Source organism: Curtobacterium sp. 'Ferrero' (genome assembly GCF_002412165.1).
Taxonomy (GTDB): Bacteria; Actinomycetota; Actinomycetes; order Actinomycetales; family Microbacteriaceae; genus Curtobacterium.
This window is the reverse complement of record NZ_NXIA01000003.1, coordinates 59,641-75,201: the sequence shown is the minus strand read 5'-3', so window position 1 is coordinate 75,201 and position 15,561 is coordinate 59,641. Positions and strand designations below refer to the sequence as shown.

Below are 15,561 nucleotides of genomic sequence, written 5' to 3'. Positions count from 1 at the left end.
TGGGCCGGACGAACAGACGGAGGAGTACGTGGCAGAAGGTGTGACCGCGGGGATCACGCTCCTCGCCGACCGCTACGAGATCGGTGACGTCATCGGTCGGGGCGGCATGGCGACGGTGCACCTGGGGAACGACACCCGGCTCGGCCGCAAGGTGGCCGTCAAGCTGCTGAAGCCGAGCCTCGCCAACGACCCGGCGTTCCGGACCCGCTTCCGTCAAGAGGCGCAGTCGGCCGCGCGGATGGCCCACCCGACGATCGTCCGCGTGTACGACGCGGGCGAGGAGACGGTCACCGAGCCGTCCGGCGCCGAGGTGCAGGTCCCGTACATCGTGATGGAGCACGTCGACGGTCGTCCGCTCTCCGACATCATCGCCGACGGTCCGGTCTCCTCGTCCGAGGCCGTGCGCATCACCGAGGGCATCCTCACGGCGCTCGAGTACTCGCACCGCGCCGGTGTCGTCCACCGGGACATCAAGCCGGCGAACATCATGGTCACGCACTCCGGCCAGGTGAAGGTCATGGACTTCGGCATCGCCCGGGCCATCACCGACACCTCGGCGACGGTCGCGCAGACCACGTCGATCCTCGGCACCGCGTCGTACTTCTCGCCGGAGCAGGCCCGGGGCGAGACCGTCGACGCCCGCACCGACCTCTACTCGACGGGCGTGGTGCTCTTCGAGCTGCTCACCGGGCGCCCCCCGTTCCTCGGCGACAGCCCGGTCGCGGTCGCCTACCAGCACGTCAGCGAGCAGCCCGTCGCCCCGTCGACGATCACGCCGGACGTCTCGCCCGCCCTCGACGCCGTCACCCTGCACGCCCTGGTCAAGGACCGCACCCGTCGCTTCCAGAGCGCGGCCGAGTTCCGCACCGACCTGCAGCAGGCGGCGGCCGGCCAGGTGCCGTCGTCGACCCGGAAGCTCCAGCAGCAGCACGCGCACGATGCCTCGACGATGCTGTTCGGCGTCAACCCGCGCACCACGTCGAACCCGGCGGTCGCGTTCCGCGAGCTCGACGACGACACCGCCGAGCACCGCCCGCAACGGACGCAGAACCGGCCGCCGGTGGCGTGGATCTGGGTCGGCATCGTGCTCATCGTCGCCGTCATCGCCGCGATGGTGTTCTTCGTCGCGAACCTCCAGCCCGGCCGGGCCCCCGTGTCGTCCTCGGTCACGGTGCCGAACGTCGTCGGTGCCTCGTGGTCGTCCGCAGCGTCGACGCTGAAGAAGAGCGACCTGACCCCGGTCAAGGTGGAGGAGAACTCCGACACCGTCGACTCGGGCATGGTGATCCGCACGGAACCCGGGTCCGGCAACACCGTCGCGCGCAAGTACGACGTCGACGTGGTCGTGTCGTCGGGCCCGGCCCAGGTGAACGTGCCTGACGTCGCGAACCAGTCGCAGGACGACGCCACGCAGGCCCTGAAGGACGCCGGCTTCCAGGTCGGCGCCGTCACGAGCGACTACTCGCCGTCCGTGCCCGAGGGGACGGTCATGTCGTCCGACCCCGGCGCCGGCTCGACCGCGACGAAGGGCACCGTCGTCGACCTGACGGTGTCGAACGGCAAGGTCCAGTTGCCCGATGTCCGGCAGCAGCCGTTCACCGAGGCGAACCAGACCCTGCAGAACCTCGGGCTCAAGGTCGCGCAGAACCCGGCGTACACCTGCACCGGTGGCGCCGTGACCCAGCAGGACCAGCCCGCCGGCGACATCGCGCAGGGCAGCACCGTGACACTGACGTACTGCGCGGGTTCGGCGCAGCCGCAGCAGACGCAGCAGCCGGACCCGGGCAACGGGAACGACGGCGGCAACGGCAAGGGCGGTGACCGCGGCAACAACGGCTGACCGCGGTCCGGTTGGTCGTCGCGACCGCCGGGAGGCCCGTGCCGCGTGGCCGGACCGCTCGCGTCCGCCATCGGGTCGCCCCAGCGGGCACGTCCTCACCGGACCGACGTGGGGGCGACGGGTCCGCGCAGTGGCCTTCCGGGGGAGCAGCGGGCGATCGCTCGAGTGGGGCAGCCTCCACTCGGCGGCGCGGACGAGAGCCGTCCGTCAGGCGCGCGGTGACCCGATGAGCGGGTTGAGCGCCGCGGCACGCTCCGCAGCGCCGGACAGGCCCGTGGTCTCGAGCCAGTTGCCGACCATGCGGTAGCCGCCCTCGGTCAGCACGGACTCCGGGTGGAACTGCACGCCGTAGACCGGGTGCTCGCGGTGCTGCACGCCCATGATCACCCCTCCGCCGGTCCGAGCCGTCACGGTCAGCTCGTCCGGGACCGTGCCGTCGACGATCGCGAGCGAGTGGTACCGCGTTGCGGTGAACGGGTGCGGGACGCCCGAGAAGAGCAGGCTGTCGTCGTGGTCGACCTGCGACGTCTTGCCGTGCATGAGTTCCTCGGCGTGCGTGACGGTCGCGCCGAGGGCCTCGGCGATCGCCTGGTGGCCGAGGCACACGCCGAGCAGCGGCTTGTCAGCCGCGATGGCCGCGTGGACCGTCGGGATGGAGACACCAGCATCGGCGGGCGTCCCCGGTCCCGGAGAGAGCAGGACACCGTCGTAGTCGGCCAGGCGTTCGGCGAGCTCGTCGGGCGTGAGCGAGTCGTTCCGCACGACATCGGTGTCCGCACCGAGCTGCTGGACGTAGCCGTTCAGGGTGTAGACGAAGCTGTCGTAGTTGTCGACGACGAGGATCTTGGTCATGGGCGGTCCACCGTACTCCTGGGGGATGTGCACAGCCGGATCGACGCCGTCGAGCACACGTGTTGACGGTAGGATACCGGCCATGGCCAAGGACAAGGACCGCACCAAGCCCGCCCGGAGGACCCGAGCCGACTCGGTCGACACCGCGGGGGACAGCCCCAACCCCGTGTGGTTCAAGCCGGTCATGTTCGGCTTCATGCTCATCGGCCTGGCCTGGGTCATCGTCTTCTACGTCTCCCAGGGCACGCTCCCGGTGCCGTCGCTCGACTCCTGGAACATCCTGATCGGGTTCGGGATCATGTTCATCGGCTTCCTCATGACCACCCGCTGGCGCTGATCTCCGGCTCCACATCCCGACGCCCGTCGTACCCGCTCGGTACGGCGGGCGTCGTCGTTTGCAATGTCAGGGCACGGCCCGTGGTTTTTCCACATTGTCACCCCGCGGATGAGGTCGTTCGCACCCGCTCTCCACGGTCTGTCCACAGTTCTGCACACTTTCCCCAGTGGTTTCCACATGCTGATGCCGGAGTTATCCACATGTGCATCCACAGTGGGGATAATCACACGCGTGTAACTCACCGATCTGTCCACAGCTGTGGACAACTGGCGCCCCTCGCTGTGGAAACAAGCCGTTCTCTCGTCGGCGAGCGTTCCTGCGCCTGCGTGACGACCACTGTCACGTGAGCGCCCGGCTCCACACCTACCTGACGACCGCTGCCTCGTCAGCGCCCGGCTCTCGACATGCGTGGCCACCGCTGCCCGGGAACGACGAACGCCCCGCCGCAGTGCGACGGGGCGTTCGAACCGGAGGGCTGTCAGGCGAAGAGGCCTGCCGCTCCGAGGAGGATGCCGGCGAGGAGCACGACGGCCTCTCCCACGAGCAGCCCGATCTGGAGACCCCGCTGCCGGATGTTCCGTGTCCTGGCGAAGACGAACCCCGTGATGAACCCGAGCACGATGCCGCCGATGTGTGCCTGCCACGAGATCGCGGTGCCCGGCAGGAACCCGACGATCAGGTTCAGGCCCATGATCACCAGGAGCTGCACGGCGTTGTACCCGAGGCTGCGCTGGATCACGAAGAACGCCGCGAAGAGCCCGAAGATCGCCCCCGAGGCGCCGACGACCGGCGTGGTCGGACTGAGGATCGTGACCGCGAGGTCACCGCCCAGCCCCGCGAGGAAGTACAGCGCGAGGAACCGCCACGTCCCGAGCAGGTTCTCGAGCATCCGTCCGAAGATCCACAGGGCCCACATGTTGAACAGGATGTGGAAGAAGGACGAGTGCACGAACAGGCCGGTGATGATCCGCCAGGGCTGCGTGTCCGCCACGGGTGCGTAGTAGAGCAGCACCCCGGACAGCGCCCGACCCGACACCAGGTCGAGCAGCCAGACGGCGACGCTGATGGCCACCAGGACGACCGTCGCCTTCTGGTCGAGCATGGCGAAGCGTCGACGAGCGACGGTGAACCCGCTCGCGGCGCCGGACGCGCGCCGGTTCGCCTGGAACTGCGCGCGCTGCTCGCGCACGCACTCCGGGCAGTGGACACCGACCGCCGCCGGTGTCTGGCACTCGGGACAGATCGTCCGCCCGCACCGTTGGCACAGGACGAAGCTCTGCCGGTCCGGGTGTCGGTAGCAGGTGTTCGGGTTCGACGCGGGGTCGGTCAAGGGTGTCAGACGTCCTCGACGTCGATGCTCTCGATCACGACGTCCTCGAGCGGCTTGTCACGGCCGTCGGTCGCGACACCCTCGATCGCGTCGACGACCGCGCGGGACTCGTCGTCCGCGACCTCGCCGAAGATGGTGTGCTTGCCCTGCAGCCAGGGCGTCGCGACCGTCGTGATGAAGAACTGCGAGCCGTTCGTGCCTCGGCCGCCCTGGATGCCGGCGTTGGCCATCGCGAAGATGTACGGCTTCTGGAAGGTGAGCTCGGGGTGGATCTCGTCGTCGAACCGGTAGCCCGGGCCGCCGATGCCCTGGCCGAGCGGGTCACCGCCCTGGATCATGAAGTCCTTGATGATGCGGTGGAAGATGACGCCGTCGTAGAGCTTGTCGGTCGAGACCTTGCCCGTGCCGGGGTGCGTCCACTCCTGCTTGCCCGTCGCCAGGTCGACGAAGTTCTTGACGGTCTTGGGGGCGTGGTTGCCGAACAGGTTGACGCGGATGTCGCCCTTGTTCGTGTGGATCGTTGCGACAGCGGTGTGCAGAGACATGTACCGATTCTCGCATGTACCGCCGACGTGCAGACGGTACGCACAGGCAAGCCTCCGTGACCTGTCAGGCGGCGCGGTGGCAGGATGGGGTGACGTCGAACTGTGGAGGTACCAGATGACGATCGAGATCCCGCGCAAGCGCAGGAAGCAGATCAAGAAGCTCAAGGGCAAGACCGCCTCGCTCCTCGGTGAGCAGCGCAAGGTCCTCGAGCACGCGAACGCGATCCTCGCCGAGGCCCGCTCCCACGCTGCTGATGCGGCGCGCAAGGACATCGCGCCCCGCGTGCAGAACGCGATCGACAACGGGATCCGTCCCGCGGTCGCCACGGGTGTGCACGCCACGAAGAGCGCCGCGCAGTCCGCTTCGCACCGCTTCCAGACCGAGGTCGTGCCCGGCCTCGTGGCGACGGCCGGCTCCGTGATGAGCGTCAAGGACCTCGCGAACGACCCGCGCGTCAAGAAGATCGTCAAGGAGGCCCAGAAGAAGGGCAAGAAGGCGAAGAAGTCCGCGGAGAAGTACGTCCCGCACCAGAAGAAGGGCCTCGGCTTCGGCGGCGTCGCGCTGATCGTCGTCGGTGTCGTCGCGGTCGCGGGTGCGGCGTACGCGGCGTACCAGACCCTCCGCGCGGACGACGACCTCTGGGTCGCCGACGACGCGGACACGGCAAGCAAGCCTGCCGCCTGACCTCCCGGTTCGTACGAAGGGCCCCGGCGCCTGCCGGGGCCCTTCGTCGTCTCCGGGACGACGCAGTGCCTCGAATCGTCCCCTGGCCTGGTCGCCCCGCCGGCCTGGTCGTCCCGCCGACCTGGTCGCACGACATGCCGCCCGCTGACCGCCGAGGTCGCAGAACCCGTCGCCCTTCGGCCGCCCGAGCGACACCTTCCGCGACCAACCCCCACCCCGGCACGACGAGCGCACCGGCGCCGACCACGACGGCGCCGCCCATCGCGGAGCGGCGCGCCGGAGGCGCAGACCAGCACAACGACCGAACGCGGCGGAGCGAGGAACGAGCGAAGCAGCGTTCGCCCCGAGGGAGTGGAGCCTAGGAGAATCGAACTCCTGACATCCTGCTTGCAAAGCAGGCGCTCTACCAACTGAGCTAAGGCCCCGAGAGATCCAGCGTACTGGACCGGGAGGGAGATGGTGGGGCTACAAGGACTTGAACCTTGGACCTCTTCGTTATCAGCGAAGCGCTCTAACCGCCTGAGCTATAGCCCCTCAGACCAGATGAGAGCCTACCGTACCGATCCCGCAGAACGAAATCGAGCGGCGGCCCCCATCCGGCCCGGGTGTGTCAGTTGTTCGTGAAGCCGACGAGCAGGCCGCCGGTGATCCGCACACTGAGGTTGTAGAGGACGCTGACGATCGCGCCGAGCACGGTGCCGACGACCACGTTGAGGATGCCCACCACGATCGAGAACCCGAGGACCTGCCCGAGGGAGAACTGGTCCATGATCGAGTAGTTGTTCTGCCCGGTGACGTCCTTGAGCAGGGCGTCGATCTGGGTGAACACGCCGGTCTGGTTCAGGATGATCCACACGAGCGCGGTCGCGACGACGATCACGATGGAACCGGCCAGGGCGATGAGGAAGCTCAGCTTCACCATCGACCAGAAGTCGACGTACACCAGCCGCAGGCGGACCTGCCGGGTGCCGACGGGCCGCTTCGCCTTCTTCTGGAGCTTCTCGGCGACACTACTCATTGCTTGACTGGTCCTCTCCGGCCACGGTGTCCGTGGGCACTGTGTCGGCGGGGTCTGCGGCCGCTTCGTCCGGGCTGACCGTCTCCACCGGGCCCGCGGGCTCGATCTCGGCGTCGTCCTGGTCGTCCAGGTTCCGTTCACTGTTGCGGGCCACTGCGATGATGCGGTCGTTGTCCGCGAACCTCGCGAAGACGACGCCCATCGTGTCGCGGCCCTTGGCGGGCACCTCGGCCACGGCAGACCTTACCACCTTGCCCGATTGCAGCACGACGAGCACCTCGTCGTCCTCGCCGACGATGAGAGCCCCCACAAGGTCACCCCGGTCGGCGGCGAGCTTGGCCACCTTGATGCCGAGACCACCACGGCCCTGGACGCGGTACTGGTCCACGGAGGTGCGCTTGGCGTAGCCGCCCTCGGTCATGACCCACACGTACCCGTCGTCCGAGACCACCCGGGCGGCGAGCAGCGAGTCGTCGTCGCGGAAGGACATGCCCTTCACGCCCGAGGTCGACCGGCCCATCGGTCGGAGTGCGTCGTTGGAGGCGGTGAAGCGGAGCGACATGCCGTGCTTCGACACGAGGAGCAGGTCGTCGGTCTCGTCGACGAGCAGCGCCTGGACGAGCGTGTCGCCGTCGCGCAGGTTGATCGCGATGATGCCGCCGCTGCGGTTCGTGTCGTACTCGGTGAGCGCGGTCTTCTTGACGAGTCCGTGCGCCGTCGCGAGCACGAGGTACTGCGCGGCCTCGTAGTCGCGGATGTCGAGCACCTGCTGGATCTGCTCGTCCGGCTGCATCGCGAGGAGGTTCGCGACGTGCTGGCCCTTGGCGTCGCGACCACCCTCCTGCAGCTCGTACGCCTTGGCCCGGTACACCCGGCCCTGGTCGGTCAGGAACAGCAGCCAGTGGTGCGTGGTCGTGACGAAGAAGTGCTCGACGATGTCGTCCGCACGGAGCTGCGCACCCCGGACCCCGCGTCCGCCGCGGTGCTGCGACCGGTACTGGTCGCTCCGGGTGCGCTTGACGTACCCGCCGCGGGTGATGGTGACGACCATCTCCTCCTCGGGGATGAGGTCCTCCATCGACATGTCGCCGTCGAACCCGAGCAGGATCTCGCTGCGGCGGTCGTCACCGAAGCGGGCGACGATCTCGTCGAGCTCCTCGATCACGATGGCGCGCTGGCGCTCCGGCTTGACGAGGATGTCGTTGAAGTCGGCGATCTTCCGCTCGAGCTCCTCGGCCTCGTCGTGGATCTTCTGGCGCTCGAGGGCGGCGAGTCGACGGAGCTGCAGTTCGAGGATGGCGCGCGCCTGGATCTCGTCGACGTCGAGCAGCTCCATCAGGCCGGAGCGCGCCTCTTCGGCGTCGGGCGAGCGGCGGATGAGGGCGATGACCTCGTCGAGCGCGTCGAGCGCCTTGAGGTAGCCGCGGAGGATGTGCGCACGCTTCTCGGCCTCGCGGAGCCGGTACTGGGTCCGGCGCACGATGACGTCGATCTGGTGGTCGACCCAGGCGGAGATGAACCCGTCGAGCGCGAGGGTGCGCGGCACACCGTCGACGATCGCGAGCATGTTCGCGCCGAAGTTCTCCTGCAGCTGCGTGTGCTTGTACAGGTTGTTGAGGACGACCTTGGCCACGGCGTCGCGCTTGAGCACGATCACCAGGCGCTGCCCGGTGCGCCCGGACGTCTCGTCGCGGATGTCGGCGATGCCGGCGAGCTTGCCGTCCTTCACGCCCTCGGCGATGCGGATCGCGAGGTTGTCCGGGTTCACCTGGTACGGCAACTCGGTGACGACCAGGCAGGTCCGGCCCTGGATCTCCTCGACGTTGACGACCGCTCGCATCGTGATCGAGCCACGACCCGTCCGGTAGGCGTCCTGGATGCCCTTGGTGCCGAGGATCTGCGCGCCGGTCGGGAAGTCCGGCCCCTTGATCCGCTGCATGAGCGCGGTCAGCAGTTCCTCGCGGGTGGCGTCCGGGTGCTCGAGCGCCCACTTCGCGCCGTCCGCGACCTCGCGCAGGTTGTGCGGCGGGATGTTCGTCGCCATGCCGACCGCGATGCCGACGGAACCGTTGACGAGCAGGTTCGGGAAGCGCGACGGCAGGATCGCCGGCTCCTGCGTGCGACCGTCGTAGTTGTCCTGGAAGTCGACGGTCTCTTCCTCGATGTCCCGCACCATCTCGAGCGCGAGCGGGGCCATCTTGGTCTCGGTGTACCGGGGGGCCGCGGCTCCGTCGTTGCCCGCCGAGCCGAAGTTGCCCTGTCCGAGGGCGAGCGGGTACCGGAGCGACCACGGCTGCACGAGCCGGACGAGCGCGTCGTAGATCGCGGAGTCGCCGTGCGGGTGGAACTGGCCCATGACGTCGCCGACGACGCGGGAGCACTTCGAGAACGCACGATCGGGGCGGTACCCGCCGTCGTACATCGCGTAGATCACGCGGCGGTGCACCGGCTTCAGACCGTCTCGCACCTCCGGCAGCGCGCGACCGACGATGACCGACATCGCGTAGTCGAGGTACGACCGCTGCATCTCGAGCTGCAGGTCGACCTGCGAGATGCGGTCGCCGGAGACGACGATGTCCCCGCTGTCGCCGTGGACGACCTCGGGCTCGTCGTGGTTCTCGTTCTCGTCAGCCATGTGGCCTGGTCACCTTTCTGCACTGCCTGGAGGCAGGGGTTCCGTCGGTCGCGCCGGGCACGACCACAGGGGGTCGGGACCGTCGACGCGGCCGGTGCCGCGCCTCCGGTCCGTCGGTCAGATGTCGAGGAACCTGACGTCCTTGGCGTTCTGCTGGATGAACTGCCGACGCGCGTCGACGTCCTCGCCCATCAGCGTCGCGAAGACGCTGTCGACGGCGGCGGCGTCCTCGAGGGTCACCTGCAGGAGCGTCCGGGTGTCCGGGTTCATCGTGGTGTCCCACAGCTCCTTGTAGTCCATCTCGCCGAGGCCCTTGTAGCGCTGGATCCCGTTGTCCTTCGGGATCCGCTTGCCGGACGCGAGGCCCGCCTGGAGCAGCGCGTCGCGCTCCCGGTCGGAGAACACGTACTCGTGCGCGGCGTTGGACCACTTCAGGCGGTACAGCGGCGGCTGGGCGAGGTACACGTACCCGCGCTCGATGAGCGGTCGCATGTAGCGGAAGAGCAGGGTGAGCAGCAGCGTCGTGATGTGCTGCCCGTCGACGTCGGCGTCGGCCATCAGCACGATCTTGTGGTACCGCGCCTTCTCCGGGTCGAAGTCCTCGCCGATGCCGGCACCGAACGCCGTGATCATCGACTGGATCTCCTGGTTGGCGAGGGCACGGTCGAGCCGGGCCTTCTCGACGTTCAGGATCTTGCCGCGCAGCGGGAGGATCGCCTGCGTGAGCGGGTTGCGGCCCTGCACGGCCGAGCCGCCGGCGGAGTCACCCTCGACCATGAAGATCTCGGAGATCGTCGGGTCCTTCGACTGGCAGTCCTTGAGCTTGCCGGGCATGCCGCCGGACTCCAGGAGTCCCTTGCGGCGGGTGGTCTCGCGGGCCTTGCGGGCGGCGAGACGGGCCTGCGACGCCTGGATGGCCTTGCGGATGACGTCGCGCGCCTGGCTCGGGTTGCGGTCGAACCAGTCGGCGAGTTCGCTGCCGACGACCTTCTGCACGAAGCCCTTGGCCTCGGTGTTGCCGAGCTTGGTCTTCGTCTGGCCCTCGAACTGCGGTTCGCCGAGCTTGATGGAGATGACGGCGGTCAGGCCCTCGCGGATGTCGTCACCCGTGAGGTTGTCGTCCTTCTCCTTGATGATCTTGTTGTCGCGGGCGTACTTGTTGACCAGGTACGTCAACGCGGCACGGAAGCCCTCCTCGTGGGTCCCGCCCTCGTGCGTGTTGATCGTGTTCGCGAAGGTGTGGACGCTCTCCTGGTACGAGGTGTTCCACTGCATCGCGATCTCGAGCGCGATGTGGCGCTCGGTGTCCTCGGACTCGATCGAGATGACGTCGTCGTGGACCTTGTCCGCCTTCTTCTGCGCGTTGAGGTACTCGACGTAGTCGATGAGCCCGCGCTCGTAGTGGAAGGTGTCCTTGCGGGCTTCTTCGCCCTCGTCCGGGGTGCGCTCGTCGCGCAGCTCGATCTTCAGGCCCTTGTTGAGGAACGCCGTCTGCTGGAAGCGGGTGCGCAGGGTCTCGTAGTCGAACTCGACGGTCTCGAAGATCTCGTCGTTCGGCCAGAAGGTGATCGTGGTGCCGGTGCGGTCCGTTTCCTCACCCTCGGCGACCGGGGCGACGGGGACACCGTCGGTGTAGCTCTGGCGGTAGACGTGTCCGTCGCGCGCGACCTCGACGTCGAGCTCGGTGCTCAGCGCGTTCACGACCGACGAGCCGACGCCGTGCAGACCGCCGGACACCGCGTAGCCCCCACCGCCGAACTTGCCGCCGGCGTGCAGCACGGTCAGGACGACCTGCAGCGTGGAGACGCCCTCGGTCGGGTGGGTGCTGACGGGGATCCCGCGGCCGTTGTCGACGACGCGGATGCCGCCGTCCTCCCGGATGGTGATCGAGATGGTGTCGCAGTAGCCGGCGAGGGCTTCGTCGACGGAGTTGTCGACGATCTCGTAGACCAGGTGGTGGAGACCGCGCGGACCCGTCGAGCCGATGTACATGCCCGGGCGCTTGCGGACGGCCTCGAGGCCCTCCAGCACCTGGATCTGGTCTGCACCGTAGGACGGTTCGTTCTTCTGTGCGTCGTCAGATCCTGATGTCATGTCGAGAGAGCTCCTGCCTGCGCACGGAACACCCGCGCACTGCACCAGCCAGTCTACCGCCTCGGCAGGGTGAACGAGGCGGAATCCGGGCGCTGACGGGCCTTTTTTCGCCCGCCAGGATGAAATTGCCGGGTCAACCGTAGGTGTCGCGAGGACCGCGCCCCTGGACCGTCCTGGGACCGCGTTTCCACGTGGGGGCGTCGGGCCCGGAAACCCGGATCGACTCGACCCCGGCCTGCGGGTGCCGTTCGGCGATGGTCGTGGTGATGGTCGCGCGCATGAGCCGGAGCTGCGTCGCCCACGCCGTCGAGTCGCAGCGGATGACGAGCGCGCCGTCGTCGATGGTGACGGGGTGGGAGTGCTTCGCGAGCTCCGCGCCGACCACACCGGGCCAGTCGACGAACAGCTCGGACCGCGCGAGGGGCTCCACCCAGCCGAGCTCGTTCGCCAGGGAACCGACCACGTCGCCGAGGCCCTTCGGCTCGCGGCCACGCCCGTACGGCACCGAGTCGGCGTCGACCTCCCGGGCACGACGACGACGGGCGTCGACGGTCCGGAGCGACGGGTCGCCGAACACGGCCTTGAGGTGCCGGTAGTACCGCGCCGGTTCGGCCGGCCGCCAGGGCTTCGGCATCAGGCGTCGGCTCCCGCCGGGTGGTCGGCCGCGGTGGACGAGGCGTCGACGTCGGCACGCACGATCGTGCCGGCCTCGATGTGGACGGTGTGCGCCGCGAGCTGCTCCGGCACGTCCCCGAACACGGCCGCGGTGATGAGGACCTGCTCGTAGTCCGCGACCGCGTTCGCCAGGCGCTCCCGTCGGGACTCGTCGAGTTCGGCGAAGACGTCGTCGAGGATGATGATCGGGTCACCGAGGGTCGACTCCGCCCGGAGCACCGCGGCGCTCGCGAGCTGGACGGCCAGCGCGAACGACCAGGACTCCCCGTGACTGGCGTAGCCGCGCGCGGGTAACCCGTTCAGCTGGAACAGCACATCGTCGCGGTGCGGACCGACCAGGGTGAGTCCTCGGTCGAGCTCGTCCCGACGGCGGCGCTCGAGCGCGCTCCGGAACGCCTCGGCCGCCGCGGCGACCGACACCGGCTCGTCGGGCGTCCCGAGCACGGGGTCCGTCGCGGCCGCGTCCTCGGGGTCCCCGCCCCGGACGCTGAGCACGCCCGTGATCGTCGCCTCGTGCCGCTCGCCGGCGACCGTGGCGTACGCCTCGGTGACGAAGGGTGCGAGCCGTCGGGTCAGGTGGTCCCGCGCGGCGATGATCTCGGCGCCGAACGCCACGAGCCGGTCGTCCCAGACGTCGAGCGTGGAGAGCGATCCGGCCTTCGAGCCCGTCGCCCGTGCCGACTTGAGCAGGGTGTTGCGCTGCCGGAGCGTCCGGTCGTAGTCGGCGAGGACCCCCTGCATGCGCGGGGCGATCTGACCGAGGAGCTCGTCGAGCATGCGGCGGCGGCCGGCGGGCTCCCCGCGGACGAGCGCGAGGTCCTCCGGGGCGAACAGCACACTCGTGCAGTAGCGCGGGAGCTCGCGGGGCTTGATCGCCGCGCGGTTCACCTGCGCCCGGTTCGACCCCGAGCGGTTGATCTGCACCTCGGCGAGGATGCTGCGGTCCTCGTGGGCGAGCCGGGCGCGGACGATCGCCGCGTCGCGGCCCTGCCGGACGAGTGCCGCGTCGGTGGGGACCCGGTGCGAGCCGAGGGTGGACAGGTAGCCGATCGCCTCGACGAGGTTCGTCTTGCCCTGACCGTTGCGGCCCACGAACAGGTTCGGCCCGCGTGCGAGGTCGACCTCCGCCTCCCGGTAGTTCCGGAAGTCGGTGAGTTGCAGGTGGTCGACGTGCACGCGGGCCGAGACGAGCTCAGGTGGTTACCTGAACTACGCCTTCTTGACGGCGTGGCCGCCGAACTGGTTGCGGAGCGCCGCGACGGCCTTCATCGTCGGGGACTGGCTGCCCTGACGCGAGACGAAGCGCGCGAACATCGCGGCTGAGAGCGCGGGCATCGGCACGGCGAGCTCGATCGCCTCTTCCAGGGTCCAACGGCCCTCGCCGGAGTCGTCGACGTAGCCCTCGAGCTCGTCGAGCTTCGGGTCCTCGTTGATCGCGAGCACGAGGAGGTCGAGCAGCCAGGAACGCACCACGGTGCCGCGCTGCCAACCGGCGAACACGGCGGGGACGTCGTGGACGATGTCCTTGGCCTCGAGGAGCTCGTAGCCCTCGCCGTACGCCTGCATGATCGCGTACTCGATGCCGTTGTGGACCATCTTCGCGTAGTGGCCCGCGCCGACGCCGCCGGCGTGCGAGAAGCCCTCTTCGCGCGGGCCCTCGGGACGGAGCGCGTCGAAGACCGGCATGGCGAACTCGACGTCCTCGGGGGCGCCGCCGACCATGAGGCCGTAGCCGTTGTCCTTGCCCCAGACGCCACCGGAGACACCGGCGTCGACGTAGCGGATGCCCTTCGCGTCGAGCTGCTCGGCGTGCACCTCGTCGTCGAGCCACTTCGAGTTGCCGCCGTCGATGACGAGGTCGCCCTCGCCCAGGACGTCCGCGAGCTGCGTGATGACGTCGTCGGTGATCTTGCCGTGCGGGACCATGACCCACACGAGCTTCTTGCCCTCGGGCAGCGCGGCCGCGAGGTCGGCGATGCTCGCGACGTCCGAGACCTCGGGGTTGGCGTCGAAGCCGGTCACCTCGATGCCGGCGTTGCGGAGACGGGCACGCATGTTGTTGCCCATGCGACCGAGGCCAACGAGACCGATGTGCATGATTTCCTCTTCTGTTCGTCGTCGCGCTGGCGCAGGGGACAGGGCGTCAGCGCAGTGGTCGGCTGTTGCGCTTACCGCAGCAGGAGATTGGGCTGCAGCAGGTACCGGTATCCGTCCGTGGCAGGGGCTTCCTGCGAAGTCTGGCCGGTGAGCAGCACCGGACCGGGCTTGTTCGGGTTCTCCGTCTTGGTGAAGGAGATGCGGACGAACTCGGAGTGCACCGCGTTCAACCCGTCCAGGAGGAAGGCGGGCTTCAGCGAGACCACCGTTTCCTCTCCGGTCAGCAACGCATCGATCGACTCTGACGCCTGCGCTTGTTCGGACCCGATCGCCTCGAGCGTGAGCCCGTCGACCGAGAAGGAGAACCGGAGCGCCGCTTCGCGCTCCAGGACGAGGGAGACCCGTCGGACGGCCTCGACCAGTTCCGCGGTGTTGATCACGGCGTGGTCGTCGACGGTCTCGGGGAAGAGCCGGCGGACCGGCGGGTAGTTGCCCTTGATGAGCAGGGACGTCACGGTCTTGTCGTCGGCGTGGAACGCGATGAGCTCACGGTCCGAGGTGCCGCTGATCGAGACGGACACCGTGGACGCGGATCCGAACGTCCGGCCGACCTCCTGCAGGGTCCGGGCCGGGACGAGGGCGTGGAGCGGCTCCGAGCCGACACGACCGGAGTCCCACGCGATCGTCCGGACCGCCACGCGGTAGCGGTCCGTCGCGATCAGGGACAGGTCGTTGTCGCCGACCTCGAGCTGCACGCCGGTGATGACCGGGGTGACGTCGTCACGGCTGGCGGCGACGGCGACCTGGGACACCGCCTCGGAGAACGCGTCGCCCGGGATGACCCCGGTCTGCGGTCCGATCTCGGGCAGCGTCGGGTACTCCTCGACGGGCATCGACAGCAGCGTGAAGTGCGCCGAACCGCAGGTGACCGAGATCTTCGCGTCCTCGGTCGTGAACGTGACGGGGGCGTTCGGGAGCCGGCTCGCGATGTCGTTGAGCAGGCGTCCGGAGACCAGGACGGTGCCGGGGTCGTCGATCTGCGCCGTGATCGAGGTCTGCGCCGAGACCTCGTAGTCGAAGGACGACAAGGTGAGGCGATCGCCCTCTGCGTGGATCAGGACGCCGGACAGGATCGGGAGGGTCGTGCGCTGTGGGAGGAGCTTCACCGCGAAGGAGACGGCTTCGGAGAAGACGTCCCGGTTGACCTCGAACTTCACAGCTGGGACCCCTGTCGATCGGTTGGACTGTCCGGCCGCCCCATTGTGGCACAGCCCAGCGGAGCCCGGATTCTTGTCATCCCGCCGTCCACAAGGTTGTCCCGCGGAGATGGATCGTTAACCAGGATCAATGGTGTTAACGCCTGTGCACAGTGTGGACAACTCGCCGCATCCCGCTTGTCCACAGGGAACTACACAGCTGTGAGTTGTGAGTCGTGTGTTGACGGCATCTGGAT

Annotated in this window: 13 protein-coding genes and 2 tRNA genes; 3 read left to right on the top strand and 12 right to left on the bottom strand. The window is 68.7% G+C overall.

Annotated elements, in window-relative coordinates:
• Positions 1–28 precede the first annotated feature (28 nt).
• On the top strand, positions 29–1,840 hold the full coding sequence (gene pknB, locus Csp2054_RS04370; RefSeq protein WP_255252608.1) for a Stk1 family PASTA domain-containing Ser/Thr kinase: 1,812 nt from the start codon (positions 29–31) through the stop codon (positions 1,838–1,840).
• A gap of 207 nt (positions 1,841–2,047) precedes the next feature.
• Here the strand turns inward: pknB and Csp2054_RS04365 are convergent, their stop codons facing one another.
• Positions 2,048–2,692, bottom strand: a complete 645-nt coding sequence (locus tag Csp2054_RS04365; protein WP_096898255.1) for an anthranilate synthase component II — start codon at positions 2,690–2,692, stop codon at positions 2,048–2,050.
• Between the two features lie 82 nt (positions 2,693–2,774).
• On the opposite strand from Csp2054_RS04365, the gene Csp2054_RS04360 reads away from it, so the two are divergent.
• Entirely contained in the window at positions 2,775–3,029 is a 255-nt protein-coding gene (locus Csp2054_RS04360) for a cell division protein CrgA (protein ID WP_096898089.1), read from the top strand.
• Between the two features lie 478 nt (positions 3,030–3,507).
• On the opposite strand, the gene Csp2054_RS04355 is transcribed toward Csp2054_RS04360, so the two are convergent.
• Positions 3,508–4,218 carry a rhomboid family intramembrane serine protease gene (locus Csp2054_RS04355; protein ID WP_317951515.1) on the bottom strand — a complete coding sequence of 237 codons (711 nt, stop codon included), beginning with the start codon at positions 4,216–4,218 and terminating at the stop codon, positions 3,508–3,510.
• Positions 4,219–4,364: 146 nt separating this feature from the next.
• Positions 4,365–4,904, bottom strand: coding sequence for a peptidylprolyl isomerase (locus Csp2054_RS04350; protein ID WP_176491558.1), 540 nt, complete (start codon positions 4,902–4,904; stop codon positions 4,365–4,367).
• Between the two features lie 115 nt (positions 4,905–5,019).
• On the opposite strand from Csp2054_RS04350, the gene Csp2054_RS04345 reads away from it, so the two are divergent.
• The gene (locus tag Csp2054_RS04345) at positions 5,020–5,589 is read left to right on the top strand and encodes a hypothetical protein (protein WP_176491557.1); all 570 of its coding nucleotides are present in this window, start codon (positions 5,020–5,022) and stop codon (positions 5,587–5,589) included.
• A gap of 352 nt (positions 5,590–5,941) precedes the next feature.
• Here Csp2054_RS04345 and Csp2054_RS04340 read toward each other — a convergent pair.
• The 9 genes from Csp2054_RS04340 to dnaN all read right to left on the bottom strand — a co-directional run bounded on the left by Csp2054_RS04340 (position 5,942) and on the right by dnaN (position 15,325).
• Positions 5,942–6,014: transfer RNA gene (locus tag Csp2054_RS04340), tRNA-Ala, on the bottom strand.
• A gap of 32 nt (positions 6,015–6,046) precedes the next feature.
• Positions 6,047–6,123: transfer RNA gene (locus Csp2054_RS04335), tRNA-Ile, on the bottom strand.
• 76 nt (positions 6,124–6,199) lie between these two features.
• Positions 6,200–6,607 carry a DUF3566 domain-containing protein gene (locus Csp2054_RS04330; protein WP_096898085.1) on the bottom strand — a complete coding sequence of 136 codons (408 nt, stop codon included), beginning with the start codon at positions 6,605–6,607 and terminating at the stop codon, positions 6,200–6,202.
• Positions 6,600–9,242, bottom strand: a complete 2,643-nt coding sequence (gene gyrA / locus Csp2054_RS04325) for a DNA gyrase subunit A (protein WP_096898084.1) — start codon at positions 9,240–9,242, stop codon at positions 6,600–6,602. The genes Csp2054_RS04330 and gyrA overlap by 8 nt, the downstream gene beginning before the upstream one ends.
• Positions 9,243–9,359: 117 nt before the next feature.
• Positions 9,360–11,336, bottom strand: coding sequence for a DNA topoisomerase (ATP-hydrolyzing) subunit B (gyrB, locus tag Csp2054_RS04320; RefSeq protein WP_096898083.1), 1,977 nt, complete (start codon positions 11,334–11,336; stop codon positions 9,360–9,362).
• 133 nt (positions 11,337–11,469) lie between these two features.
• A complete protein-coding gene (locus Csp2054_RS04315) occupies positions 11,470–11,970 on the bottom strand; it encodes a DUF721 domain-containing protein (RefSeq protein WP_096898082.1) in 501 nt (166 codons plus the stop codon).
• Complete coding sequence (recF, locus tag Csp2054_RS04310; protein ID WP_096898081.1) at positions 11,970–13,187, bottom strand: DNA replication/repair protein RecF; 1,218 nt, start codon at positions 13,185–13,187, stop codon at positions 11,970–11,972. Before recF ends, Csp2054_RS04315 begins: the two co-directional genes overlap by 1 nt.
• Before the next feature lie 33 nt (positions 13,188–13,220).
• Positions 13,221–14,108, bottom strand: coding sequence for a phosphogluconate dehydrogenase (NAD(+)-dependent, decarboxylating) (gnd, locus tag Csp2054_RS04305; RefSeq protein WP_096898080.1), 888 nt, complete (start codon positions 14,106–14,108; stop codon positions 13,221–13,223).
• 71 nt (positions 14,109–14,179) lie between these two features.
• Positions 14,180–15,325 carry a DNA polymerase III subunit beta gene (dnaN, locus tag Csp2054_RS04300; protein ID WP_096898079.1) on the bottom strand — a complete coding sequence of 382 codons (1,146 nt, stop codon included), beginning with the start codon at positions 15,323–15,325 and terminating at the stop codon, positions 14,180–14,182.
• Positions 15,326–15,561 lie beyond the last annotated feature (236 nt).